The sequence below is a fragment of the Sphingomonas abaci genome, assembly GCF_014199625.1.
Classification (GTDB): domain Bacteria; phylum Pseudomonadota; class Alphaproteobacteria; order Sphingomonadales; family Sphingomonadaceae; genus Sphingomonas; species Sphingomonas abaci.
On record NZ_JACHNY010000002.1, the window covers coordinates 129,588 to 151,796 of the forward strand.

Here is a 22,209-nt window from a genome sequence, read left to right on the forward strand (position 1 = left end):
AAAAAGGCCGCCCGGAGCTGTTCCGGGCGGCCTTTTCTCTTCAGCCGTGGCGGCAGGGGCCGGATCAGCCCTCGGCCTGCTCCGACTGGACTTCGGCGGTTGCGCCCGGCTCGGCGTTGGGATCGTAATCCTCGGTGAAGCCGGCCTCGTCACGCTCGAACATCGACGCCATGACGTCGACGCCCTGCGCCTGCATCTCCGCCTCTTCGGGCGAACGGGCGACGTTGACCTTGACGGTCACCGACACTTCCGGGTGCAGCGCGACGCGAACCTCGTACAGGCCGATCGCCTTGATCGGCTTGTCGAGCACGACCTGGCTCTTCGACACCTTGTGGCCGTCCGCGTTCAGCGAATCGACCAGGTCGCGCACCGCGACCGAGCCGTAGAGCTGGCCGGTGTTCGAGGCCTGGCGGATCAGCGTGATCTGCGCGTCCTTGAAAGAACCGGCGTCCTTCTCGGCCTCGCCGCGGCGGGCGGCGTTGTCGGATTCGATGCGGGCGCGATTGGCTTCGAAGACCTTGCGGTTGGCTTCGTTGGCGCGCAGCGCCTTCTTGCGCGGCAGCAGGAAGTTACGGGCGAAGCCGTCCTTGACCTTGACCACGTCGCCGATGGCGCCGAGCTTCTCGACGCGTTCCAGCAGAATAACGTCCATGTGGCGGACTCCTTACTTCACGACGTAGGGCAGCAGGCCCAGATGGCGCGCGCGCTTGATCGCCTGGGCGAGTTCGCGCTGCTTCTTGGCGCTCACCGAGGTGATGCGCGACGGGACGATCTTGCCACGCTCGGACACGAAGCCCTGGAGCAGACGGACATCCTTATAGTCGATCCGCGGCGCGTCCTTCGCGGAGAAGGGGCAGCTCTTGCGGCGACGGAAAAACGGGCGAGCCATTATGCGGCCTCCTCTTCACGGTCACGACGGGGACGATCGCCACGATCGCCACGCTCGGCGCGGCGCTCACGGTCGCGCTCCTGCTTGCGCATCATCACCGACGGACCCTGCTCCGCCTCGTCGACCTTGACGGTCATGTAGCGGATGATGTCCTCGTTGATCTGGGTCTGGCGCTCCAGCTCGGCCACGACATGGCCGGGGGCGTCGATCTCGAGCATCACGTAATGCGCCTTGCGGTTCTTGGCGATGCGATACGCCAGGCTGCGCAGGCCCCAGGTCTCGGTCTTGGTGACCTTGCCCTGATTGTCCTCGATGATCTTGGTGGCGGTTTCCGCCAGCGCGTCCACTTGCGCCTGCGCCAGATCCTGGCGCGCAAGGAACACGTGCTCGTACAGAGCCATGTCACTTCCTTTGTTGACCGATCGCTGACGCCGCCCCATGCGGACGCCCCTCCGGCTGTCTTCCAATGCGTATTCGGGCAGCAAGGCCGCGCCTTCCGCCTGAAGCGATCGCGCCTATGACCGAAATACGGGCGCTTGTCGAGAGGGGCCGGCTCGCCTAACCGGCGCGGCTTGCGATCAGCATGAAGAGGTTACGATGCGCGCGTTCATCTTTCCCGGTCAGGGCAGCCAGTCGGTCGGCATGGGCCAGGCGCTCCGCGATGCGAGCCCCGCCGCGCGCGAGGTCTTCGGCGAAGTCGACGAGGCGCTGGGCCAGCATCTGTTCCGCCTGATGGCCGAGGGGCCTTCGGACGAGCTGACGCTGACCGAGAATGCGCAGCCCGCGATCATGACCAACGCCATCGCCACGCTGCGCGTCCTGCAAAAGGAGGGAAATGTCCGCCTGGCCGACAAGGCCGCCTATGTGGCCGGCCATTCGCTCGGCGAATATAGCGCCTTGTGCGCGGCCGAGGCGTTCGACCTCGCCACCACTGCCCGGCTGCTGAAGTTGCGCGGTCAGGCGATGCAGGCGGCGGTGCCGGTGGGCGAGGGGGCGATGGCGGCGCTGCTCGGCGCCGACCTCGACAAGGCGCGCACCATCGCCGGCGCGGCGGTCGATTCGATCCTGGCGGAGGGCGGGCCGACCTATGTCTGCACCGTCGCCAACGACAATGATCCGTCGCAGGTCGTCATCTCCGGCCATCGCCCCGCGATCGAGCGCGCGGTGGCGCTGGCCAAGGAACTGGGCGCCAAGCGGGGCGTGCTGCTGCCGGTGTCCGCTCCCTTCCACTGCCCGCTGATGCAGCCCGCCGCCGAGGCGATGGACGCCGCGTTGGCGGAGGCGCGGATCGCGGCGCCGCTGGTCCCGGTCTTCGCCAATGTCGATGCCGCGGCGATCGCCGATCCCGGCCAGATCCGCGTCGCCCTGGTCGAGCAGGTGACCGGCATGGTGCGCTGGCGCGAATCGGTGCTGGCGATGGTCGCGGCGGGCGTGACTGAGTTCGTCGAGTTCGGCGGCAAGGTGCTCGCCCCCATGGTCAAGCGCATCGCGCCGGATGCGATGGCGGTCAGCGTGGTGACGATGGACGATATCGAAGGCTTGCTGAAGACGCTTTAACGGGTTCACGCGGAGGCGCGGAGACGCGGAGGAAAGATGAGGGATATCGACGCTCTCAGCGGTGACGTTCTGGATCTTGCCCTGCGTATTCACCGCCAGCTTGGGCCTGGGTCGCTGGAAAGCGTGTGTACGAGACGGTGTTGGCTGGTCGCCTGGGTGCGATGGGCTATTTGGTCTGCCGCCAGCATCCCGTGGATATCCGGTTCGACGGGCAGGTCTTTACGGCGGCATTCCGAATCGACCTTCTGGTTGATGGACGGCTCGTGGTGGAAATGAAGTCCGTCGAAAAGCTCTTACCCGTCCACGGCAAGCAGTTGCTGACCTATTTGCGACTTGTCGACCAGCCCGTGGGGCTGCTCATCAATGTCGGGGCCGAGATCTTGAAGGAAGGAGTGCGTCGTGTCGTCAACAACTATCGCACCTCCGCGTCTCCGCGCCTCCGCGTGAACCATATAATGGAGTAGCGAATGTTCGATTTGACAGGCATGACCGCGCTGGTGACCGGCGCTTCGGGGGGGATCGGATCGGCGATCGCGCGGGGGCTGGCGGCGCAGGGCGCGCGGCTGGCCGTGTCCGGGTCGAATGCCGACAAGCTGGAGGCGTTCCGCGCGTCGCTGGGCGGCGATCACCTCGCCTTGCCCTGCGACCTGTCGGACGCCGCCGGTGTCGATGCGCTGGTGCCGCAGGCGGTCGCCGCGCTTGGCAGACTGGACATCCTGGTGAACAATGCCGGCGTCACCCGCGACAATCTGGCGATGCGGATGAAGGACGAGGAATGGGATCAGGTGATCCGCGTCAACCTGGAGGCCGCGTTCCGCCTGATCCGCGCCGCCGCCAAGCCGATGATGAAGGCGCGCTTCGGCCGCGTCGTGTCGATCACCTCGGTCGTCGGGCAGACCGGCAATCCGGGGCAGGCCAACTACGCCGCGTCCAAGGCCGGGCTGGTCGGCATGTCCAAGGCGCTGGCCCAGGAACTGGCCAGCCGCAATATCACGGTCAACTGCGTCGCCCCGGGCTTCATCCGCTCGGCGATGACCGACGGCTTGCCCGAGGCGCAGAAGGCGGCGCTGACCCAGCGCATTCCGGCCGGCGACCTGGGCACCGGGGATGACATCGCCGCCGCGGTCGTCTATCTCGCCAGCCGCGAGGCCGGTTACGTCACCGGCCAGACCCTCCATGTGAATGGCGGTATGGCCATGATCTGACTTGGGTCATGGTCTGACCTGGGCGACGGCGTGAACCGAGATGAATGCACGGCGGACGGGGCCTTGCCACGGCTCCCCCTGCGTTCTACGTGCGTTCAGGAATTCTAAACCCCGTAATCGAAGAGGGACTACCATGAGCGAGACCGCCGACCGCGTGAAGAAGATCGTCGTCGAGCATCTCGGCGTCGAAGCCGACAAGGTGACCGAGCAGGCGAGCTTCATCGACGATCTCGGCGCCGACAGCCTCGACATTGTCGAGCTCGTCATGGCGTTCGAGGAGGAGTTCGGCGTCGAGATCCCGGACGATGCCGCCGAGAAGATCACGACCGTGCAGGACGCGATCACCTATATCGACGAGCACAAGTCCTAATCGGACGCGCCTTTTTCGGCCGGAATTGAGCGGCTCCCCGCACCGGGCTAAGGAGCGGGGAGCCGTTTTCGTCATCACGTGCCGAAAACATCGGGATTAGCAGTGTGGAGAGTGGGATGCGGCGTGTCGTCGTAACCGGATTGGGCCTTGTGACGCCGCTGGGCGGCGATGTCGAAACGACCTGGGCCAACATCATCGCGGGCAAGTCGGGCGCGGGCCCGATCACGATCTTCGATGCTTCGAACCAGAAATGCCGCATCGCCTGCGAGGTGAAGCCGGCCGACCATCCCTACGGCTTCGACCCGAACAAGCGTGTCGACCACAAGGTGCAGCGGCAGGTCGATCCGTTCATCGTCTATGGCATCGACGCCGCCGGCCAGGCGCTGGAGGATGCCGGCCTGCTCGAAATGACCGAGGCGGAGCGGTTCCGCGCCGGCTGTTCGATCGGGTCGGGCATCGGTGGCCTGCCGGGCATCGCCAGCGAATCGCTGGTCTGCGAGAACAAGGGGCCTTCGCGCGTCTCGCCGCACTTCGTGCATGGCCGGCTGATCAACCTCATCTCGGGTCAGGTATCGATCAAATACGGGCTGATGGGTCCCAACCATGCCGTGGTCACGGCGTGTTCGACGGGCGCGCACTCGATCGGCGACGCCGCGCGGATGATCGCGATGGACGATGCCGATGTCATGCTGGCCGGCGGTGCGGAAAGCGCGATCTGCCCGCTTGGCATCGCTGGCTTCGCCCAGGCGCGCGCGCTGTCGATGGGCTTCAACGACACGCCGGAAAAGGCGAGCCGTCCCTACGACGTCGACCGCGACGGCTTCGTGATGGGCGAGGGCGCGGGCGTCGTGGTGCTCGAGGAATATGAGCGGGCCAAGGCGCGCGGCGCGAAGATCTATGCCGAGGTGATCGGCTACGGCCTGTCGGGCGACGCCTATCACGTCACCGCGCCGCATCCCGAAGGTTCGGGCGCGTTCCGCTCGATGGAGATGGCGATGCGCAAGAGCGGTCTGGCGCTGTCGGACATCGACTACATCAACGCGCACGGCACCTCGACCCCGCTCGGCGACGAACTGGAGCTGGGCGCGGTGCGGCGGCTGTTCGGCGACGCGATCGGCGACCTGTCCATGTCGTCGACCAAGTCGGCGATCGGCCATCTGCTGGGTGGCGCGGGCGCCGTCGAGTCGATCTTCTGCATTCTGGCGATGCGCGACCAGATCGTGCCGCCGACGCTCAACCTCGACAATCCCAGCGCGGGTTGCGAGGGCGTCGACCTGGTGCCGCATGTCGCCAAGAAGCGCCCGGTCAAGGCGGTGCTGAACAATTCGTTTGGCTTCGGTGGCACCAACGCATCGCTGGTGATGCGCGCGCTCTAAGCGATCGGGCGGCGGGCCGAGGCCCCTGGGGGAAGTGATGCGGAAACTGGGGTGCCTCGTCCTGCTGGTCGCCGGGCTGGTGATCGGCGCGATTGTCGCGGCGAACATGTGGGCAGGCGCGGGGCCGGCGGCGAAGCCGGTCAGCGTCGTGGTGCCGGCCGGGGCCAGCCTGGCGCGCGCCGCGATCGCGCTGGAGCAGGCCGGTGCGATCCGCTCCGCCCATCGTTTCCGCCTGCTCGCCCGCGTCTTCGGCGGCGGCGGCTCGGTCAAGGCGGGCGAATATGAGATTCCCGCCCATGCCAGCGCCGGGCAGATCCTCGACCTGCTGAAGGAGGGCAAGGTCCGCCAGCGCTTCGTCGTGGTGCCGGAGGGGCTGCCCTCGGTCATGGTCCATGACGCGCTGATGAAGGCGGACGGACTGGCCGGATCGGTGCCGGTCCCCGCGGAAGGCTCGGTCCTGCCCGACGGCTATGCCTATCAGCGCGGCGATACGCGCGCGGCGGTGCTGGCGCGGATGCAGGCGGCGATGCGCGACTATCTCGCGACGGCCTGGGCGAAGCGCTCCAAGGCCAGTGCGGTGACCAGCCCGGAGCAGGCGATCATCCTCGCCTCGATTGTCGAGAAGGAAACGGGCAAGCCGTCCGAGCGGCGCACGGTCGCGGCGGTCTATGGCAACCGGCTGCGGCTGCATATGCCGCTCCAGGCCGATCCGACCGTCATCTACCCGATCACCAAGGGGCGGCCGCTCGGCCGGCGGATCAAGCAGTCGGAGCTACATGCGCGCAACGGCTACAACACCTATGCCAGCGCCGGCCTGCCGATCGGTCCGATCGCCAATCCGGGTCGCGCCTCGATCGATGCAGTGCTCGACCCGGCGGACAGCCAGGCGCTGTATTTCGTCGCCGACGGGACGGGTGGCCACGTCTTCGCCGACACGCTGCCCGAGCATAATGCCAATGTCCGCAAATGGTATGCGATCCGCAAGGTGCGCGGCGAGATGTAGTCACGGTCGACCGCGCCGATTAAAAGCCATTCGATCCATGGCTTGGATGATGGGAATGCGCGATTGGGCAGAGGTGGCGGCGGCCGGGCTGGCCTTGCCGGGCGTGGTTGAGGGGGCGAGCTATGGCCAGCCGGCGCTGCGTTTCCGCGGCGCGACGCTGGCCGGCACCACCGCACCCGATCCGGGCAGCTTCGTTCTTCACGTCTCGCTGGCCGACAAGCCGGTGCTGATCGCCACCGACCCAGACAGCTTCTGGGAGACCGATCACTACCGCAAATGGCCGGCGGTGCTGGTGCGCTACGGCACCGGGGCAGGGGAGCGGATCGCCCGGCTTCTGGCCCGCGCCTGGTGGGATCGCGCCACGGTTGCGCAGCGGCGTGAATATGGCGCGCGGCCATGACGGTCGGCTGAACCGCCGACTCTCTGAGAGCGGGCGAGGTCACCTTGCCGCCCGCACCGCCACCGCCTATCTGCGGCGTATGGCCACGCTCGTTTCCGAGGTCGCATTGACCCCTGCCGCCGCCGCCCGTGTGGCGGCCATCGCCACGCGCCAGAACAAGCCGGCCCTGCTCCGCCTGTCGGTCGAGGGGGGTGGTTGTTCGGGCTTCCAGTACAAGTTCGGGCTGGCCGACGCGCCCGAGGCGGACGACAGCGTCGCCGAGACCGACGGCGTCCGTCTGCTGGTCGACAGCGTCAGCCTGGATCTCGTGCGCGGCTGCACCGTCGATTATGTCGAGTCGCTCGGCGGCGCGGCGTTTCGAGTCGATAATCCGGTGGCGGCGTCGGGATGTGGTTGCGGAACCAGCTTCGCCGTCTAAGACGGGTGGCGTGAAGATCGTCACCTACAACGTCAACGGCATCAAGGCGCGACTGCCGCGCGTGCTGGAATATCTGACCGAAGATCAACCGGATGTGGTCTGCCTCCAAGAGCTGAAATCGGCCGATGAGGGGTTTCCCGCCGCTGAGATCGCGGCGGCAGGATATGGTGCCCTCTGGCACGGGCAGAAGGCGTGGAACGGCGTCGCGGTGCTGGCGCGCGGACAGGAACCGATCCTGCGCCAGCGCGGGCTGGATGGGGAGCCGGAGGACGAGCAGAGCCGCTATCTGGAATGCGACGTCGGCGGGATCGTCATCGCCTCGCTCTATCTGCCCAACGGCAACCCGCAGCCCGGCGCGAAGTTTGACTACAAGCTGCGCTGGATGGAACGGCTGGCGGCGCGCGCCCGCACGCTGCTGGCGGAGGAGCGGCCGGCGGTGCTGGCGGGCGACTATAATGTCATCCCGAACGACGACGATACCTATTCCGTGCCAGCCATGGCCAGCGACGCGCTGATGCAGCCCGAAAGCCGCGCCGCCTATCGCCGCCTGCTGGCGCAGGGCTGGACCGACTCGCTGCGCAGCCGCGCCCCCAAGGGCGGGGTCTGGACCTTCTGGGACTATCAGGCCGGATCGTGGCAGCGCGACGCCGGCTTCCGCATCGATCACCTGCTGCTCAGTCCGCAGGCGGCCGACCGGCTGGTCGATGCGGGCGTCGACAAAAGCTATCGCGGGCGCGACAAGGCGAGCGACCACGCGCCGACCTGGGTACGACTCCGCTGACGCGCCGGCTTTCCGCGCTGGGCGTGGCGCTGATGGCGCTGCCGGCCGCCGCCTGGGGACAGGACGCGCCGCGGTTCTGCCCGACCCGGCCGTCGCTGGAGGGGTCGGCTTGCACGACCGAGCCGGGGCGGGTGCATGTCGAGTTCTCGGTCGCCGACTGGGAGCGGGACGACCAGCCCGACAGCCGCACCGATACCTGGCTGGGGGCGGACTTCATCGCCCGGCTGGGCGTCGGGCCCTCGACCGAGGTGCAACTCGGCTGGTCGCCGGTCGGCTATGTGCGCGAGCGCGACAAGGCCGACGACCGCGTGACGAAACAGGCGCGAGTGGGCGATATCCGGCTGGCGGTGCGGCAGAATCTGCGCAACCCGGACGGCCAAGGCCTGTCCTTCGGCCTGGAGCCGTTCGTGACCCTGCCGGTCGGGCGCTCGCCGGTCGGGGCCGGCACCTGGGGCGCCGGGCTGGTGCTGCCGGTCACCTACGATCTGACTGATACGCTCAATATCGGTGTGACCGGCGAGGCGGATGCACGGCCGGACGAGGAGGGTGGTGGCCGGCATTTCCGGGCCAGCGGCGTCGTCGCGGCCTCGATCGCGGTAACCGAGCGGCTGAATGCGACGATCGAGGCGGAATGGTTGCGCGACCGTGATCCGGCCGATCCCTCGACCCAGGCGCTGGCTGGTCTCGGCCTGCAATGGGAGGTGACGCCGACCCGCGCGCTTTATGGCGAGGCCGTGGCTGGGTTGAACCACCAGTCGCCCGACCTGCATCTCTATATGGGCATGGCCGCGCTGTTTTGACCCGATGGCGGGACGCGCCGACACTTGGCGCGTCCTGCGGTGAAGATGTGGCGGATTGTACGGGCGACCCGATGAAAATGGCGGAAATCCGCCACTCCAGTGTTTGGCATAGGTAATGCACTAACACAGTTGCCGCCGGAAAATGGTCCAGGCGGCAGGGAGACGATACCATGTTCAGCCTGATCCTCGCCGCCGCTGTTGCCGCCGCCGCACCGGCCCCCGCCGCCGCTTTGGCAGAGCCCATGCCCGACATCGCCAATGCCCGCATGTCAGCCCCGGTGCTGCCCGCCTCGAAATGGGCGCAGCCGCGTGACCGCGAAATGGTCGTCAATGCCCTGCGCAAGCCGGTTAGCCAGCAGATGACCGGCGCCAAGGGGCCTTATTATTGCTTCATCGACGATATCAGCAAGAAGGGCGAGACCCGTCGCGTCTGCCGTAAGCGCGCCGACTGGAATCGCCTCGGCCTCGAACCGGTGCTGTGAGGAACCCCGGTGGCGGTCGGCCGGTCCCGACCGCCACGCCGTTTTCAGATGTCAGAGCGTCCGGCCATAGACGTTGTAGACCTTGTTGACGCGGCTCTGGATGGTCTCGGCGATCGAGCGCATCCCCTGATTGTCCTCCAGGATCCACCCGATCTCGCCCCGGCTCGCGCCATAGTGCGTCACCGAGGCGCGGCGGATATATTCGATCATCATGAAGGCGAGCTGGCTCGCCATGCGCGACGATTGCAATTCCTTGACCACGCCCATCAGCGGCACGCGCATCGTCCGTACCTGGGGTTTGCGCAGCCATAGCAGCAGCTTGGCCCAGCCGAACGGCAGCAGCGAGCCGTTCAGCGGCGCGATCGCCTCGTTCAGGTCGGGCAGGGTGATCATGAACGCGACCGGCTTGCCGTCGAGCTCGGCGATGCGGATCAGGTCGTTGAACACGATCGGCTTCAGCTTGACGCCGACATCCTTGATCTCGGGCGGGGTGAGGGGGACGAAGCCCCAATTGTCCGACCATGCATCGTTCAGGATGCCGAGGATGATCGCCGCTTCCTCGTCGAACCTTGACTTGTCGACCTCGCGCACGCGGATGCGGGGATTGGCCTCGCCCGACTTGATGATCCGCTGGACGATCTTCGGAAAGTCCTGGGTGATGTCGAGCTCATAGGTCATGAGCTGCTTGACCAGGGCGTATCCGGCCGCCTCGATCCACTCGCGATATTCGGGGCGGGCATGGCCCATCATGATCGTTGGCGGATGGTCGAACCCTTCGACCAGCAGGCCGGGCTCCTCCCAGATCGATTGCGAGATCGGACCCAGCGCGCGGGTGATGCCCTGGCCGCGCAGCCAGTCCTCCGCCCGGACGATGAGCGCCTGGAAGATGTCCTGGCGCTCCGCCTCCATCAGCCCCCATTGGCCGGTGCCGGGGCCGAAGCCTTGGTCGGCGGGCATGGTCAGCGCCAGCGTGTCGATATGCGCGGAGATGCGGCCGACCACCCGTCCGTTTTCCTCCGCCAGGAACAGCTGCGCCTTGGCGTGGCTGTACCAGCCGTTCTTCGCCGGCGTGATCAGGCCGAGCGCCTCGCCCCTCAGCGGCGGCACCCAGTTGGGGTCGTCGCGATAAAGGCGGAACGGCAGGTCCACGAAGGTCTTGCGGTCGCGCTTGGTCTCGACGGGTCTGATCGTGATCGTCATCAATGGTCCTCCGGCAGCCTGGGCCCGTAAACGGCGGAGCCGATCATGGCGAGTGAGGATTCCGTAATATGCCGTGGCTGGGAAAGCCACGCTGTCGCCATTATCTGAAGCCAATGGATCATGTCATGAACAGCATCACGCTCGATCGTGCCGGCATGCCGAGCCGCGCGAAGACCATCCGCGTCGCCGATGACAAGGCGATGCTGCGCGCCGCCGCTGAGCTGACCCGCACCCATTCGCAGGCGAGGCCCGGCATCTACTGGGCGGACCTGATCGCGTCGGTGGTGATCGGCTATGGCGCGCTGGCGGTGGCGATTCTGACACCCTCGACCGGCGTGACCATCGCGGCGAGTGTGGTGGCCATGCTGGGCCTCTACCGGGCGATGAGCTTCATTCACGAGGTTTCGCACATGAAGCACAGCGCGCTGCCGGGCTTTCGCGCCGGGTGGAATGCGCTGGTCGGCGTGCCGATGCTGATCCCGTCCTTCATGTATGAAGGCGTGCACAACCTCCACCACGCCAAGACCCGCTATGGCACGGTCGAGGACCCCGAATATCTGCCTTTGGCGCTGATGAAGCCGTGGACGCTGCCGCTCTTCATCATCGTCTCGGCGCTGGCCCCGGTCGCCCTGCTGGTGCGGTTCGCCATCCTCTCGCCGCTGTCGATGCTATCGCCGACGCTGCGTCGGATCGTGGTCGAGCGGTACTCGGCGCTGGCGATCAACCCGCAATTCCGCCGCCGCATGCCGGAGGGCGACGCGCTGCGGCTGTGGAACCGGATCGAGAGCGTCGCCAGCCTGTGGGCGATCGGCCTGATCGCGCTGGCGGCGACCGGCGTGCTGTCGCTGCGCAGCTTCGCGATCATCCTGGCGGTGGCGTCCGCGGTCGCGGTCCTCAATCAGGTCCGAACGCTGGTGGCCCACCTCTGGGAAAATGAGGGCGAGCCGATGAGCGTGACCGCGCAATATCTGGACAGCGTCAACGTGCCGCCGCCGGCGTTGCTGCCCGCGCTGTGGGCGCCGGTGGGCCTGCGCTACCATGCGCTGCACCACCTGCTGCCCAGCGTGCCCTATCATGCGCTGGGCGCGGCGCACCGTCAGCTGACCGCGATGGTCGATGCGGACTCGCCCTATCACAAGGCCAGCTACAAGGGCTTGCCGGGGCTGGTGGCCAAGATCGGCCGCAGCACCATGGTCCGCCGCTAGGCCGGACGATGCGCTACCCGGCGTAGCGCGCCTTCAGCACCTGGTAGCAGGCGCGCAGGCCGAAGGCGTCGCCGCCCTTGGGCCGGCCGGGCTTGGACGCCGGCCGCCAGGCGAATACGTCCAGATGCGCCCAGGCCGTGCCCTTCGGCACGAAGCGGCGCAGGAACAGGGCGGCGGTGACCGCGCCGGCAAAGCCGCCATCGGGCGCGTTGACCATGTCGGCCACCTCCGATTTCAGCATCTCGTCATAGCCATCCCATAGCGGCAGCCGCCATAGCGGATCGCCGAGCGCGGTGCCCGCAGCCAGCAGATCGGTTGCCAGCGCCTCGTCATCGCTGAACAGGGGCGGCAGGTCCGGGCCCAGCGCCACTCGCGCCGCGCCAGTCAAAGTCGCGAAGTCGAGGATCAACTCGGGATTCTCCTCGCCGGCGCGGGTCAGGGCGTCCCCCAGGATCAGCCGGCCCTCGGCATCCGTGTTGGTGTTCTCCACCGTCAGCCCGGCGCGGCTGCGCAGCACGTCACCGGGCCGGAAGGCGTCGCCGGACACCGCATTCTCCACCGCCGGGATCAGCAGGTGCAGCCGGACGGGCATGGCGGCAGCCATTATCAGCTCGGCGAGCGCCAGCGCATGGGCCGCCCCGCCCATGTCCTTCTTCATCAGCCGCATCGCCGCCGAGGGCTTGAGGTCCAGGCCGCCGGTGTCGAAGCAGACACCCTTGCCGACGATCGCCAGCCGCGGCGCGTCGGGATCTCCCCATCGTAGCTCGATTAGGCGGGGGGCGCGCTCGCGCGGGGCAGCGCGGCCGACCGCATGGATCATCGGGTAGGCCTGCGTCAGTTCGTCGCCGCGTCGCACCGTCACCGCCGCGCCGTGCCGTTTGCCCAGCGCCTCCGCCTCTGCCTCCAGCTCCGCCGGGCCAAGATCACCGGCCGGCGTGTTGACGAGGTCGCGGACCCAGGCGGTGGCGCTGGCGATGCGCAGCGTTTCCTCAAGCCGGGCCACGTCCCCGGTCAGCAGGACGCGCGGACCCTCGCCCTCGGCCTTGCGATACCGGTCGAAGCGATATTGCCCCAGCAGCCATCCGAGCGGATCGCCCCCGCCCCCGGTCACGCGATAGGTGCCGGCGGGCAGGGTTTCCGCCAGCCGCGCCAGCACCCAAGGGCCACTTTCAGCCGGGGGCACCGCGACCACGCGCCAGGCATCGCTGCCATCGGTAAGGATAGCATGGCTGCCGGGCTTGCCGGCGAAGCGCTGCGCGGCAAGCTGCGCGCGGGCGACGCCGGTCTGGCCACGCAGCCATGCCTCGTTGTCCGTCGCGGCGATCCATTCGATGGCATGCGCGGGTTGGCCTCGGTCAGGCAGGAGCAGGGGGGCGAAGCGGGTCATCCCACCTACCAATCAGAAGCGGCACGATCGCGCAACCGCACGTTCCACCTCCGGAACGTCTCCGCGGTCACATACGTTACCGCATAACTGGGAGTTTCCAACACTTTAGGAGCTAAGCGCCATGTTGTGGACGATTGTCGTCATTCTTGTGATCCTGTGGCTGCTCGGCTTCAGTCTCCATGTCGCCGGTGGGTTGATCCACATCCTGCTGGTCATCGCGCTGGTCGTCGGCCTGATCCAGCTGTTCACCGGCCGTCGCGTCTAGGACCCTTGCGCTGATGGAGCCCCACGCTCCATCAGCATACGGCCGATCAGCATCGCCTGCTCGGCCCCGGAGGCCGGGACGATCTTGGCCGTGCGGTCGGTGATCCGGTCCCAGGCCGCGGCGACACCTTCGGGCGACAACGAATCACCGTGCAGCGCCACGCCGGGGGTCAGCGTGATATGGGCGCTCTGCACCACGCCCGCTCCCGCCCCGACGATCTGATTGGTCGGCGCGTCGCCCGATACGAGAAACAGCGCGGCCGGCACGATCTTTTCCGGTGCGAAGAGGTCGAACAGATCGGCCGGGAACAGGCCTTCGGTCATCCGCGTCCCGGCGGTCGGCGCGATGGTGTTGACACGGATGTCGTGCTTGGCCCCCTCGATCGCCAGCGTGCGCGTTAGCCCGGCGATGCCGAGCTTCGCCGCACCGTAATTGGCCTGACCGAAATTGCCGAACAACCCGCTGGACGACGAGGTCATCAGTACGCGCCCGTAATTCTGTGCGCGGAACAGGTCCCAGCACGCCTTGGTGACGAAGGCGGAGCCGAGGAGGTGAACGCGCACCACGAACTCAAAATCGTCGGTCGTCATCTTGGCGAAGCTCTTGTCGCGCAGCACGCCGGCATTGTTGATGAGGATATGGACGCCGCCCCAGCGCTCGCGGGCGTGATCGACCATCGCGGCCATCTGCTCGGGATCGGCGACGCTGCCGCCATTCGCCATCGCTTCGCCACCCGCTGCGACGATCTCGGCCACCACCGCGGCCGCCGCATCCGATCGGCCGGTGCCATCGGCTTCGCCGCCCAGGTCGTTGACCACCACCTTCGCTCCGCGCCGCGCCAGTTCGAGCGCATAGGCGCGACCGAGGCCTCCGCCGGCCCCCGTGACGATGGCGACCTGATCGTCGAACCGGATGGACATGAAAAAGGGCGCTCCCGCTAGGTGGAGCGCCCTCTCTAGAGATCGGACAACGACGGTGGCAACCGCCGCGCGTCACGCAGTATTAGGTCTTACTTGCCGCCGCGCTGGCGGCACTTGTCGTACTGACCCTTTTTGCAGATCGGATAGCTGGCAAGCGGGGCTGGCGGCGGGAAGGCCTGGGACGGCGATACCGACGGCACGACGCCGCCATTGACCGTCGCACCCGCCGGGGCTGCGGGACCAGTCGGCTGGTAGCCACCGACCGGGTCGCCCGTGCTCATGCCACCGGGCGCGGCGGTCGGCGCGGCGGGGGGCGTCGCGCCCGGATCGGCCGGGGGCGGGGTCTGCTGCTGCATCGCCGGATCGGCGGGCGTGGCCGGGTCGGCCGGCGTCGCCGGCGCGGCGGGGTCCTGCATCGGCGTCTGCGTTTGCGGAGCGGCCTGCATGTCCTGCGCCATCACCGGCGCGGCGATCATCGCCGTGGCGGCGAGAAGAAAGAACTTCATCGGGATTTCTCCTGCGATTGCGAGCGCGGAAAGCGTTCACGCCGCCCCCTAACGTCCCGCTTTGGACTTTGTTTCGCAGGTGAATTTGGAGGGGCGACCGGACATATTGCCGGCCACCCGCCCCGGAACTCAATCGTAGCGGCGCAAGATTCCCGCGAGCTTACCCTGGATACGCACCTGTTGCGGCGCATAGCGCTGAGGATCATAGGCACGGTTGGCGGGGTCGAGCCGCACCATCGCGCCTTCCCGCCGGAAATATTTAAGCGTCGCCTCCGCCTCCTCGATCAGCGCGACGACGATCTCGCCGTCGCGGGCGATCTCCTGCCGGCGGACCAGCGCATAGTCGCCGTCGAGGATGCCAGCCTCGACCATCGAGTCACCCGCCACCTCCAGCGCATAATGGTCCCCGGTGCCGAGCAGCGCCGCCGGCACCGACAACATGGTCGATCCCTCGAATGCCTCGATCGGAACGCCGGCGGCGATCCGGCCGTGCAGCGGGATCTCGACCACGTCGTTGGCGGGCGCGGCGGGCGCCGCCTTGGCGGCGGGGGGAGCGGAGACGACGGGCGCATCGGTCTTTTCGGGCCGCTCCGGCATCCGCAGCACCTCCAGCGCCCGCGCGCGATTGGGAAGGCGCCGGATGAAGTTGCGCTCCTCCAATGCCGAGATCAGCCGGTGGACGCCGGACTTCGACTTGAGGTCGAGGGCATCCTTCATCTCCTCGAACGACGGCGAAACGCCCGTCTCCGCAAGGCGATCGTTGATGAAACAGATCAGTTCGTGCTGCTTGCGCGTGAGCATGGCTCTCTCCGTCCGGAACAGACACGGAACCGATACGGAACAATTTGCTTGCGGTCAAGCGATGACGAGGATTTCCGCCGATTCGCCCGCTTTGGCTGCCGGAGCACCCGCCGGCCGCAGGATCAGGCAGGTCGATCGCGCCAGCGTGAGCAGCATCGAGCTGTCCTGAATGGTCGAGGCATAGGCGCGGCCATCCTCCAGCCGCGCGCGCAGATAATCGGTGCGGCCGCCATTGGCGGGCAGATCCTCGCCGAGCAGGGCGTGCGTGGTCACCGGCAGCGGATCGCGCGCCCCCGCCAGGTGCGCAACCACGGGTCGGACGAACAAAGTCGCGGTGACAAAGGCGGATACGGGGTTGCCCGGCAGCCCCAGCACCAGCGCGCCGCCCAGCCGGCCCGCCATCATCGGCTTGCCGGGGCGAAGCGCGATGCGCCAGAAATCGATCGCGCCCCCGGCCGCCAGCAGCGCCGGCCGCACCAAGTCGTGGTCACCGACCGACGCGCCGCCGGTGGTCACCAGCAGGTCGGCCTCGACCGTCCGGAACGCCTCGGTCAGGACGTCGAGCCGGTCGGGCAGGATGCCAAGGTCGACGATCGCGACCGGCAGGTCGGCGAGCATCGCCGCCAGCATGACGCCGTTCGACTCGGGCAGTTGCGCGCCGCTCACCGGTCCTCCGGCCGGCACCAGCTCGTCGCCGGTCGCCGCCAACGCGACTCGGACGGAGCGGCGGACCGGCAGGGCGCCATGCCCGCCGGTCGCCGCCACCGCGATCCGCGCCGGGGTCAGCCGCTCGCCCGCCGCGATCAGCCGGCTGCCCGCATGGAAGTCCAGCCCGCGCGCGCGGACGTTGCGGCCGCGATGCGCCGGGCCCTCGCCATCGAGCATCAGCCGCTCGGAGTCGCGCGCCGCCTCTTCCTGCACCAGCACGGTGTCAGCGCCAGTCGGCAGGGCGGCGCCGGTGAAGATGCGGACCGCCTCGCCGGCTGCGACCGTTCCGGCAAAGGGACGGCCGGCCGCGCTTTCGCCAATCACCCGCCAGGGGCCGGGCAGGTCGGCGAAGCGGATCGCATAGCCGTCCATCGCCGACAGGTCGGCGACCGGCTGAGTCCGAAGCGCCGTGATGTCGTCGGCGGCCCATCGGCCGGCGGCCTGCCGGATCGGTAGCCTCTCCGTCGCGACCGGCGCGGCCAAGGCGAAGAGACGCGCCTGCGCCTCGGCGACGGGGACCAGCGTCATGCAATCGTCCAGTCGCCGGACTTGCCGCCCGACTTGGCGACAACGCGCAGATCCTCGATGATCATCGCCTTGTCCACCGCCTTCACCATATCATAAACGGTGAGGAGCGCGACCGAAGCGGCGGTCAGCGCCTCCATCTCCACGCCGGTCGGCCCGTGCGTGCGACACGTGGCGCGCACGGTCACGCCGTGGTCGGTCACCGCCAGGTCGATCGCGACACGGCTGAGCGGCAGGGGATGGCAAAGCGGGATCAGATCGGCCGTGCGCTTCGCCGCCATGATCCCGGCGATCCGCGCCACCGCCAGCACGTCGCCCTTCTTCGCCGATGCGTTGCGGACCAGCGCCAGCGCCTCGGGCGACAGGCGGATGCGCCCCGCCGCCACCGCCTCGCGCGCGGTCGCCGGCTTGTCGCCGACATCGACCATGCGCGCGGCGCCCTGGTCGTCGAGATGGGTCAGCCCGGTCATCCGACCAGCGCGCGGGTCGCGGTCTCGACATCGTCCTGCCGCATCAGCGATTCGCCGATCAGGAAGCAGTGGACGCCATGCGCCGCCATCGCGTCGAGGTCGGCGCGGCTGTTCAGGCCGCTCTCGGCGACGAAGGTGCAATCGGCAGGCGCCAGCGCCTTCAGCCGGTAGGATCGGGACACATCGACGGAAAAGTCGCGCAGGTCGCGATTGTTGCAGCCGATCAGCCGCGAGCGGAGGCGCAGCGCGCGCTCCAGTCCAGCCTCGTCATGCACCTCGACCAGGCAGTCCATGCCCAGTTCCAGCGCCGCGGCCTCGATCTCGGCAAGCGGTCCGTCGTCGAGCGCGGCGACGATCAGCAGGATCGCATCCGCGCCGATCGCCCGCGATTCGGCGGCCTGCCAGGGGTCGGCCATGAAGTCCTTGCGGATCACCGGCAACGTCACCGCCGCGCGCGCCGCGACCAGATAGTCGTCGGCGCCTTGGAAAAAATGTTCGTCGGTCAGCACCGACAGGCAGGCGGCGCCTCCCGCCTGATAGGCGCGGGCATGGGCCGGCGGGTCGAAGTCCGGGCGGATCAGTCCCTTGGACGGACTGGCTTTCTTCACCTCGGCGATCAGCGCATGGCCGGCCCTGGCGTCGAGCGCGGCGCGGAAGCCGCGCGGCGCGCCGGCGGCGGCGATGCGAGCGGCGAGGTCGGCATCGCTGGTGCGCGCCTTGCGGGCGGCGACCTCGCCCCGCTTATGGGTCATGATCGTGTCGAGGATGGTCATGAATAGGCGATCCAGGCGGTCAGGAGACGATGCGCCGCGCCGTTGTCGAGCGCTTCGGCGGCGATGGGCACGGCCTCGGCCAGGGTGGCGGCGCGTCCGGCGAGCACCAGGGCGGCGGCGGCGTTGAGCAGCACCGCGTCGCGGTAGGCGCCGACTTCACCTTTCAGAAGGGCGTGCAGCGCCTGCGCATTGCGGCGCGCGTCGCCGCCCCGGATCGAGTCGATCGGATGGCGGGCGAGGCCGGCATCCTCCGGCGTGACCCGGCCGGGCAGGGCCACGCGCCCCACCGGCACGACGATGCTGGCCCCCGCGCCGGACAGTTCGTCCAGCCCCTCCTCGCCCGAGACGACCAGCGCCGCTTCGGTGCCGAGCTGGTTCAGCGCTTCGGCGTAGAGGGTGGCATAGTCGGGCCGGGCGATGCCGATCAGCTGCCGCGCGACATGCGCCGGATTGGCGAGCGGCCCCATCAGGTTGAAGATGGTGCGCCGGCCGATGCGGCGGCGGATCGGGGTGATCCGCGCCATTGCCGGATGATGGTTGGCGGCGAAGAGGAAGCAGATGCCCAAGTCGGCGAGGCTGCGCTCGGCGGTCGCGCCGGCGACGGCCATGTCGAGCCCCAGCGCCTCCAGCGTGTCCGCCGCGCCCGCCTTGGACGAGGCGGCGCGGTTGCCATGCTTGGCGACCGGCACGCCGCACGCCGCCACGACCAGCGCCACCGCCGTCGAGACGTTGAGCGTATGATGGCCGTCGCCGCCGGTGCCGCAGACATCGATCGCGCCGGCGGGCGCGTCGATCGGGATCAGCCGCTGGCGCAGCGCGCGCGCCGCCTCGGCAATCTCGATCGACGTTTCGCCGCGTTCGGCGAGGGCGGTGAGGAAACGGGCGATCGACTCGTCGTCGGCGCGGCCGTCGAGCACATCGGCAAAGGCCAACGCCGCGCTCTCGCGGGCCAGCGGGCTGGCGGGATCGGGCAGCAGGGCGGTGGTGGTCATGCCGTCTTGACCCGATCCTCGTCGACCGCGATTCCGGCGTCGCGCAGGAAATTGGCCAGCATCGCATGACCATGTTCGGTGGCGATGCTCTCGGGATGGAACTGCACGCCGTGGATCGGCAGGTCGCGGTGGCGGAAGCCCATCACCACGCCGTCCTCGGCCCGCGCATTGACCAGCAGCGAATCGGGGATGTCGTTGACGATCAACGAGTGATAGCGCGTGGCCGTGAAGGGGGAGGGGAGCCCCGCGAACAGTCCGCTGCCGTCGTGCAGCACCGGCGAGGTCTTGCCGTGCATCAGCCCGCCGCGCTCCACCCGACCGCCGAAATGCTGGCCGATCGCCTGATGGCCCAGGCAGACGCCCAGCAGCGGCCGGCCCTCGGCGGCGCAGGCCTCGACCAGGTCGAGCGATACGCCTGCCTCGTTGGGCGTGCAGGGGCCGGGCGAGATCAGGAACGCATCCGCTCCCGAGGACAGCGCCTGGCCTGCGGAGATGGCGTCGTTGCGCACCACCTCCACCACCGTCCCCAGCTCTTGGAGATAATGGACCAGGTTCCAGGTGAAGCTGTCGTAATTGTCGACGACGAGGATCATGGCGGCTGCCATAGCGGCCATACACATTCCCGCAAACCCATGGGAGCTATGCGCGCCGGCAATCGTTCTATTCCGGTCTAAAGGAGCCGCGTCGATGTCCCGCCTGAACCCCAGCCTGTTCCTCTCCCTCGCGGCCGGTGCGCTGACGCTGCTACCCGCCGCCGCGCAGGCGCAGGCCGCCCAGGGCAAGCCGCCGCAGCGCGTGCGCAGCGTCACGCTACAGGGCAACCAGGCCTGCCCGACGTCGACCGGGGACGAGATCGTCGTCTGCACGCGCAACGACGAGCCCTATCGTATCCCGAAGAGCCTGCGCGACAGCGGCCCGATCGCCGCACAGAACCAGAGCTGGGTCAACCGCGCCGCGCAGATCGACGAGGTCAGCCGCGTCGCCGGCGGCCTGCCCGATACCTGCTCGCCGGTCGGCACCGGCGGCCAGACCGGCTGCTCGATGATGTGGAACCGGAATTGGGCCGCCGAGCGGCGCGCGATCCAGCAGCAGGAGCAGGCTGGTCGCTGAGAACGGGACGGCCTCGTGACCGTCCTGCCCGGTAAGCCGCGGGGGACGGTGGCGGGAGCGTGAGGGTTGTCGCGTTGACGGTCGGCAGCCCCGGACACCGGACCTCTACAAGCCTTTTTTTCGTCACCTCGCCTGGCCGAGGAGGCGTGCCCGGAGCGTCGCTCACGTGGGCAGGCGCGCTGCCACGAAATCGGTCAACGCGCCGAACGTCTCCAGCATGTCGCCGTCGACCTCGTCATCCTCGATCAGGATGCCGAGCCGGTCCTCCAGTTCGGTCAGCACGCCGGCCACCGCCATCGAGTCGAGTTCGGGCAGTGCGCCGAACAGTGGCGTGTCGGCATCGAACGCGGCCACCCGCTCCGCCGACAGGCCGAGCACCTCGCCCAGCACCTGCCGTACCGCCTGATCGGCCGTCTGCTTCGTCGCCACGCCGCCATTCTCCCCTTCGCAAGCCTCTATGGATGCGGTCGCATTAGGCGGCAGGGGTGAAATCGGCAACGGGCCCGCGCTATGAGGGACCTTGTGACCGACCTCGATCCAATCGCCCGCCCGCTCGACCATCTGCCGGTTCGCGGCGCACCCGATGCGCCTGCCGTGATCGACCGCTTGGGGGCGATGAGTTTCGCCGCGTTGGAGCATGCGGTGGGCGCGCTCGCCGGGTGGCTGGCGGAACGCGCCCGGCATGGCGACCGGGTGGCGAGCTGGCTGCCCAAGACGCGGGTCGCCTGCATCCTGCCGCTGGCGGCGGCGCGGGCGGGGCTGGTGCATGTGCCGGTCAACCCGGCTCTTCGCCGGGCGCAGGTGGCGCATATCCTGGCGGACAGCGGCGCTTCGCTGCTCGTCAGCCAGCCGGCGCGGCTGGCGACCCTGGCCCCCGGCGACCTGGCCCCGGCGATGCGGGTGGCGGTGGAGGCGGACTGCCGGCTGGACGGCCCCGGCCTGCCGGCCTCCCCCGCGGACCCGGCAGCGCTGGCCGCGATCCTCTATACGTCCGGTTCGACTGGTCGGCCAAAGGGCGTGATGCTGTCGCACGCCAATCTGTGGCTGGGCGCGATCTCCGTGGCGCATTATCTGCGCCTGACCCCGGCGGACCGGGTGCTCGCCGTGTTGCCCCTGTCGTTCGATTATGGCCAAAACCAATTGCTGTCGAGCTGGGCGGCGGGTGCAGCGGTCGCGCCGATCGACTATCTGGCGGCGCGCGACGTGGTGAAGGCGGTCGCCCGGTTTGACGCGACGACCCTGGCCGGGGTGCCGCCGCTGTGGGTGCAGCTGCTGGAGGCGGACTGGCCGGCGGCGACGGCGGCCGGGCTGCGGCGACTGACCAATTCGGGTGGGGCGCTAACCCCGCGCATGGTGCGGATGCTGCGCCAGCGTTTTCCCCGGGCCGACCTCTATCCGATGTACGGGCTGACCGAGGCATTCCGATCGACCTATCTCGATCCGGCGCTGGTCGATGCCAATCCCGATTCGATCGGTCGCGCCATTCCCTTCGCCGCGGTGGCCCCGGTACGGGCGGACGGCGGTCGCGCCGCCCCCGGCGAGCCGGGCGAGCTGGTCCATGCCGGCCCCCTGGTCGCGCAGGGCTATTGGCAGGATGCGGCGCGCAGCGCGCAGCGGTTCCGCCCCGCGCCGCCCTGGCTGGGCGAGGGGATGGCGGTCTGGTCCGGCGATACGGTGGTCGAGGATGCGGGCGGCCTGCTGCGCTTCGTCGGCCGCGACGACGAGATGATCAAGGTCGCCGGCAACCGCGTCAGCCCGCAGGAGGTGGAGGAGGCGATCCTGTCCGGCGGCGAGGCCGTGGAGGCGGTGGCAGTCGGCGTCCCCGACGAGCGGCTGGGCCAGGCGATCGTCGCGATGGTGGCGGGCGAGGCGGATCGCGAAGCGGGGTTGCGCGCCCGGCTGCGCGCGGAGCTGCCCAGTTTCCTTCAGCCGCAGCAGTATCGCTGGTTCGCGGAGCTGCCGCGCAACGCCAATGGCAAGCTCGATCGCGCCGCCCTCCGCCGGCTGGCGGTGCAGGCACCGATGGAATCCCCGTCGTGACGACGGGCCGTCGAGGTTCGAAAATC

General features: G+C 68.7%; 29 protein-coding genes. 15 read left to right on the top strand and 14 right to left on the bottom strand.

Annotated features, from left to right (window positions below):
* Nucleotides 1-64 precede the first annotated feature (64 nt).
* Genes rplI through rpsF form a run of 3 tightly spaced genes read right to left on the bottom strand, consistent with a single transcriptional unit; the run spans nucleotide 65 to nucleotide 1,290 of the window.
* A complete protein-coding gene (gene rplI / locus GGQ96_RS05700) occupies nucleotides 65-652 on the bottom strand; it encodes a 50S ribosomal protein L9 (protein WP_184112525.1) in 588 nt (195 codons plus the stop codon).
* A 12-nt stretch (nucleotides 653-664) separates the two neighbouring features.
* A complete protein-coding gene (gene rpsR / locus GGQ96_RS05705) occupies nucleotides 665-889 on the bottom strand; it encodes a 30S ribosomal protein S18 (protein WP_007403456.1) in 225 nt (74 codons plus the stop codon).
* Nucleotides 889-1,290 (bottom strand): 30S ribosomal protein S6, encoded by a 402-nt coding sequence (gene rpsF, locus GGQ96_RS05710; protein ID WP_125995404.1) that lies wholly within the window; start codon nucleotides 1,288-1,290, stop codon nucleotides 889-891. Before rpsF ends, rpsR begins: the two co-directional genes overlap by 1 nt.
* Before the next feature lie 196 nt (nucleotides 1,291-1,486).
* On the opposite strand from rpsF, the gene fabD reads away from it, so the two are divergent.
* From fabD to GGQ96_RS05765, 11 genes are all read left to right on the top strand, one after another.
* Nucleotides 1,487-2,446: an ACP S-malonyltransferase gene (fabD, locus tag GGQ96_RS05715; RefSeq protein ID WP_184112527.1), complete on the top strand. Its 960-nt coding sequence runs from the start codon at nucleotides 1,487-1,489 to the stop codon at nucleotides 2,444-2,446.
* Between the two features lie 125 nt (nucleotides 2,447-2,571).
* Entirely contained in the window at nucleotides 2,572-2,910 is a 339-nt protein-coding gene (locus GGQ96_RS05720) for a GxxExxY protein (RefSeq protein WP_343058932.1), read from the top strand.
* A 3-nt stretch (nucleotides 2,911-2,913) separates the two neighbouring features.
* Nucleotides 2,914-3,651, top strand: coding sequence for a 3-oxoacyl-[acyl-carrier-protein] reductase (gene fabG, locus GGQ96_RS05725; protein WP_184112529.1), 738 nt, complete (start codon nucleotides 2,914-2,916; stop codon nucleotides 3,649-3,651).
* A gap of 133 nt (nucleotides 3,652-3,784) precedes the next feature.
* Nucleotides 3,785-4,021: an acyl carrier protein gene (locus tag GGQ96_RS05730; RefSeq protein WP_125995309.1), complete on the top strand. Its 237-nt coding sequence runs from the start codon at nucleotides 3,785-3,787 to the stop codon at nucleotides 4,019-4,021.
* A 116-nt stretch (nucleotides 4,022-4,137) separates the two neighbouring features.
* Nucleotides 4,138-5,397: a beta-ketoacyl-ACP synthase II gene (gene fabF, locus GGQ96_RS05735; RefSeq protein WP_184112531.1), complete on the top strand. Its 1,260-nt coding sequence runs from the start codon at nucleotides 4,138-4,140 to the stop codon at nucleotides 5,395-5,397.
* A 37-nt stretch (nucleotides 5,398-5,434) separates the two neighbouring features.
* Entirely contained in the window at nucleotides 5,435-6,400 is a 966-nt protein-coding gene (gene mltG / locus GGQ96_RS05740; RefSeq protein WP_184112533.1) for an endolytic transglycosylase MltG, read from the top strand.
* 55 nt (nucleotides 6,401-6,455) lie between these two features.
* Nucleotides 6,456-6,800, top strand: a complete 345-nt coding sequence (locus GGQ96_RS05745) for a hypothetical protein (RefSeq protein ID WP_184112535.1) — start codon at nucleotides 6,456-6,458, stop codon at nucleotides 6,798-6,800.
* Nucleotides 6,801-6,879: 79 nt separating this feature from the next.
* Entirely contained in the window at nucleotides 6,880-7,218 is a 339-nt protein-coding gene (locus GGQ96_RS05750; RefSeq protein ID WP_184113178.1) for a HesB/IscA family protein, read from the top strand.
* Between the two features lie 10 nt (nucleotides 7,219-7,228).
* Nucleotides 7,229-7,999, top strand: coding sequence for an exodeoxyribonuclease III (gene xth / locus GGQ96_RS05755; protein ID WP_184112537.1), 771 nt, complete (start codon nucleotides 7,229-7,231; stop codon nucleotides 7,997-7,999).
* 32 nt (nucleotides 8,000-8,031) lie between these two features.
* Nucleotides 8,032-8,799 (top strand): transporter, encoded by a 768-nt coding sequence (locus GGQ96_RS05760; RefSeq protein ID WP_184112545.1) that lies wholly within the window; start codon nucleotides 8,032-8,034, stop codon nucleotides 8,797-8,799.
* A gap of 170 nt (nucleotides 8,800-8,969) precedes the next feature.
* Nucleotides 8,970-9,281 carry a hypothetical protein gene (locus GGQ96_RS05765; RefSeq protein WP_184112547.1) on the top strand — a complete coding sequence of 104 codons (312 nt, stop codon included), beginning with the start codon at nucleotides 8,970-8,972 and terminating at the stop codon, nucleotides 9,279-9,281.
* A 51-nt stretch (nucleotides 9,282-9,332) separates the two neighbouring features.
* Here the strand turns inward: GGQ96_RS05765 and GGQ96_RS05770 are convergent, their stop codons facing one another.
* On the bottom strand, nucleotides 9,333-10,481 hold the full coding sequence (locus GGQ96_RS05770; RefSeq protein WP_184112549.1) for an N-acetyltransferase: 1,149 nt from the start codon (nucleotides 10,479-10,481) through the stop codon (nucleotides 9,333-9,335).
* A 125-nt stretch (nucleotides 10,482-10,606) separates the two neighbouring features.
* Between GGQ96_RS05770 and GGQ96_RS05775 the strand changes: the two genes are divergently transcribed.
* Nucleotides 10,607-11,686, top strand: a complete 1,080-nt coding sequence (locus tag GGQ96_RS05775) for a fatty acid desaturase family protein (protein WP_184112550.1) — start codon at nucleotides 10,607-10,609, stop codon at nucleotides 11,684-11,686.
* Between the two features lie 13 nt (nucleotides 11,687-11,699).
* Here GGQ96_RS05775 and GGQ96_RS05780 read toward each other — a convergent pair whose 3' ends face one another.
* On the bottom strand, nucleotides 11,700-13,073 hold the full coding sequence (locus GGQ96_RS05780) for a leucyl aminopeptidase family protein (RefSeq protein WP_184112551.1): 1,374 nt from the start codon (nucleotides 13,071-13,073) through the stop codon (nucleotides 11,700-11,702).
* Between the two features lie 121 nt (nucleotides 13,074-13,194).
* On the opposite strand from GGQ96_RS05780, the gene GGQ96_RS05785 reads away from it, so the two are divergent.
* A complete protein-coding gene (locus GGQ96_RS05785) occupies nucleotides 13,195-13,338 on the top strand; it encodes a lmo0937 family membrane protein (RefSeq protein WP_184112552.1) in 144 nt (47 codons plus the stop codon).
* Here the strand turns inward: GGQ96_RS05785 and GGQ96_RS05790 are convergent.
* From GGQ96_RS05790 to GGQ96_RS05825, 8 genes are all read right to left on the bottom strand, one after another.
* A complete protein-coding gene (locus tag GGQ96_RS05790) occupies nucleotides 13,335-14,258 on the bottom strand; it encodes an SDR family NAD(P)-dependent oxidoreductase (RefSeq protein ID WP_184112553.1) in 924 nt (307 codons plus the stop codon). The genes GGQ96_RS05785 and GGQ96_RS05790 overlap by 4 nt on opposite strands.
* 89 nt (nucleotides 14,259-14,347) lie before the next feature.
* Nucleotides 14,348-14,764, bottom strand: coding sequence for a hypothetical protein (locus GGQ96_RS05795; protein ID WP_184112554.1), 417 nt, complete (start codon nucleotides 14,762-14,764; stop codon nucleotides 14,348-14,350).
* 129 nt (nucleotides 14,765-14,893) lie between these two features.
* Nucleotides 14,894-15,565, bottom strand: coding sequence for a transcriptional repressor LexA (gene lexA, locus GGQ96_RS05800; protein WP_184112555.1), 672 nt, complete (start codon nucleotides 15,563-15,565; stop codon nucleotides 14,894-14,896).
* Nucleotides 15,566-15,619: 54 nt separating this feature from the next.
* Complete coding sequence (locus GGQ96_RS05805; protein ID WP_184112556.1) at nucleotides 15,620-16,801, bottom strand: molybdopterin molybdotransferase MoeA; 1,182 nt, start codon at nucleotides 16,799-16,801, stop codon at nucleotides 15,620-15,622.
* Entirely contained in the window at nucleotides 16,798-17,268 is a 471-nt protein-coding gene (gene moaC, locus GGQ96_RS05810) for a cyclic pyranopterin monophosphate synthase MoaC (protein ID WP_184112557.1), read from the bottom strand. Before moaC ends, GGQ96_RS05805 begins: the two co-directional genes overlap by 4 nt.
* Nucleotides 17,265-18,041: an indole-3-glycerol phosphate synthase TrpC gene (trpC, locus tag GGQ96_RS05815; RefSeq protein ID WP_184112558.1), complete on the bottom strand. Its 777-nt coding sequence runs from the start codon at nucleotides 18,039-18,041 to the stop codon at nucleotides 17,265-17,267. Before trpC ends, moaC begins: the two co-directional genes overlap by 4 nt.
* The gene (gene trpD / locus GGQ96_RS05820; protein WP_184112559.1) at nucleotides 18,038-19,033 is read right to left on the bottom strand and encodes an anthranilate phosphoribosyltransferase; all 996 of its coding nucleotides are present in this window, start codon (nucleotides 19,031-19,033) and stop codon (nucleotides 18,038-18,040) included. The genes trpC and trpD overlap by 4 nt, the downstream gene beginning before the upstream one ends.
* On the bottom strand, nucleotides 19,030-19,626 hold the full coding sequence (locus GGQ96_RS05825; RefSeq protein WP_184112560.1) for an anthranilate synthase component II: 597 nt from the start codon (nucleotides 19,624-19,626) through the stop codon (nucleotides 19,030-19,032). The genes trpD and GGQ96_RS05825 overlap by 4 nt, the downstream gene beginning before the upstream one ends.
* Before the next feature lie 94 nt (nucleotides 19,627-19,720).
* On the opposite strand from GGQ96_RS05825, the gene GGQ96_RS05830 reads away from it, so the two are divergent.
* Nucleotides 19,721-20,143 carry a hypothetical protein gene (locus GGQ96_RS05830; RefSeq protein WP_184112561.1) on the top strand — a complete coding sequence of 141 codons (423 nt, stop codon included), beginning with the start codon at nucleotides 19,721-19,723 and terminating at the stop codon, nucleotides 20,141-20,143.
* 162 nt (nucleotides 20,144-20,305) lie between these two features.
* On the opposite strand, the gene GGQ96_RS21335 is transcribed toward GGQ96_RS05830, so the two are convergent.
* Nucleotides 20,306-20,572 (bottom strand): acyl carrier protein, encoded by a 267-nt coding sequence (locus tag GGQ96_RS21335; protein ID WP_343058933.1) that lies wholly within the window; start codon nucleotides 20,570-20,572, stop codon nucleotides 20,306-20,308.
* 93 nt (nucleotides 20,573-20,665) lie between these two features.
* On the opposite strand from GGQ96_RS21335, the gene GGQ96_RS05840 reads away from it, so the two are divergent.
* Nucleotides 20,666-22,183, top strand: coding sequence for an AMP-binding protein (locus GGQ96_RS05840; RefSeq protein ID WP_343058934.1), 1,518 nt, complete (start codon nucleotides 20,666-20,668; stop codon nucleotides 22,181-22,183).
* Nucleotides 22,184-22,209 lie beyond the last annotated feature (26 nt).

Bases quoted from the DNA above. Each gene is read 5' to 3' on its own strand.
- fabF (WP_184112531.1), top strand. From the start codon at position 4,138: ATGCGGCGTGTCGTCGTAACCGGATTGGGCCTTGTGACGCCGCTGGGC.
- fabD (WP_184112527.1), top strand. From the start codon at position 1,487: ATGCGCGCGTTCATCTTTCCCGGTCAGGGCAGCCAGTCGGTCGGCATG.
- GGQ96_RS05830 (WP_184112561.1), top strand. From the start codon at position 19,721: ATGTCCCGCCTGAACCCCAGCCTGTTCCTCTCCCTCGCGGCCGGTGCG.
- GGQ96_RS05760 (WP_184112545.1), top strand. From the start codon at position 8,032: ATGGCGCTGCCGGCCGCCGCCTGGGGACAGGACGCGCCGCGGTTCTGC.
- trpD (WP_184112559.1), bottom strand. From the start codon at position 19,033: ATGACCACCACCGCCCTGCTGCCCGATCCCGCCAGCCCGCTGGCCCGC.
- GGQ96_RS05765 (WP_184112547.1), top strand. From the start codon at position 8,970: ATGTTCAGCCTGATCCTCGCCGCCGCTGTTGCCGCCGCCGCACCGGCC.
- GGQ96_RS05795 (WP_184112554.1), bottom strand. From the start codon at position 14,764: ATGAAGTTCTTTCTTCTCGCCGCCACGGCGATGATCGCCGCGCCGGTG.
- lexA (WP_184112555.1), bottom strand. From the start codon at position 15,565: ATGCTCACGCGCAAGCAGCACGAACTGATCTGTTTCATCAACGATCGC.
- mltG (WP_184112533.1), top strand. From the start codon at position 5,435: ATGCGGAAACTGGGGTGCCTCGTCCTGCTGGTCGCCGGGCTGGTGATC.
- GGQ96_RS05775 (WP_184112550.1), top strand. From the start codon at position 10,607: ATGAACAGCATCACGCTCGATCGTGCCGGCATGCCGAGCCGCGCGAAG.
- GGQ96_RS05790 (WP_184112553.1), bottom strand. From the start codon at position 14,258: ATGTCCATCCGGTTCGACGATCAGGTCGCCATCGTCACGGGGGCCGGC.
- GGQ96_RS05825 (WP_184112560.1), bottom strand. From the start codon at position 19,626: ATGATCCTCGTCGTCGACAATTACGACAGCTTCACCTGGAACCTGGTC.
- GGQ96_RS05730 (WP_125995309.1), top strand. From the start codon at position 3,785: ATGAGCGAGACCGCCGACCGCGTGAAGAAGATCGTCGTCGAGCATCTC.
- rpsR (WP_007403456.1), bottom strand. From the start codon at position 889: ATGGCTCGCCCGTTTTTCCGTCGCCGCAAGAGCTGCCCCTTCTCCGCG.
- GGQ96_RS05805 (WP_184112556.1), bottom strand. From the start codon at position 16,801: ATGACGCTGGTCCCCGTCGCCGAGGCGCAGGCGCGTCTCTTCGCCTTG.
- rpsF (WP_125995404.1), bottom strand. From the start codon at position 1,290: ATGGCTCTGTACGAGCACGTGTTCCTTGCGCGCCAGGATCTGGCGCAG.
- GGQ96_RS05750 (WP_184113178.1), top strand. From the start codon at position 6,880: ATGGCCACGCTCGTTTCCGAGGTCGCATTGACCCCTGCCGCCGCCGCC.
- GGQ96_RS05770 (WP_184112549.1), bottom strand. From the start codon at position 10,481: ATGACGATCACGATCAGACCCGTCGAGACCAAGCGCGACCGCAAGACC.
- GGQ96_RS05745 (WP_184112535.1), top strand. From the start codon at position 6,456: ATGCGCGATTGGGCAGAGGTGGCGGCGGCCGGGCTGGCCTTGCCGGGC.
- GGQ96_RS05785 (WP_184112552.1), top strand. From the start codon at position 13,195: ATGTTGTGGACGATTGTCGTCATTCTTGTGATCCTGTGGCTGCTCGGC.
- moaC (WP_184112557.1), bottom strand. From the start codon at position 17,268: ATGACCGGGCTGACCCATCTCGACGACCAGGGCGCCGCGCGCATGGTC.
- GGQ96_RS05780 (WP_184112551.1), bottom strand. From the start codon at position 13,073: ATGACCCGCTTCGCCCCCCTGCTCCTGCCTGACCGAGGCCAACCCGCG.
- fabG (WP_184112529.1), top strand. From the start codon at position 2,914: ATGTTCGATTTGACAGGCATGACCGCGCTGGTGACCGGCGCTTCGGGG.
- rplI (WP_184112525.1), bottom strand. From the start codon at position 652: ATGGACGTTATTCTGCTGGAACGCGTCGAGAAGCTCGGCGCCATCGGC.
- trpC (WP_184112558.1), bottom strand. From the start codon at position 18,041: ATGACCATCCTCGACACGATCATGACCCATAAGCGGGGCGAGGTCGCC.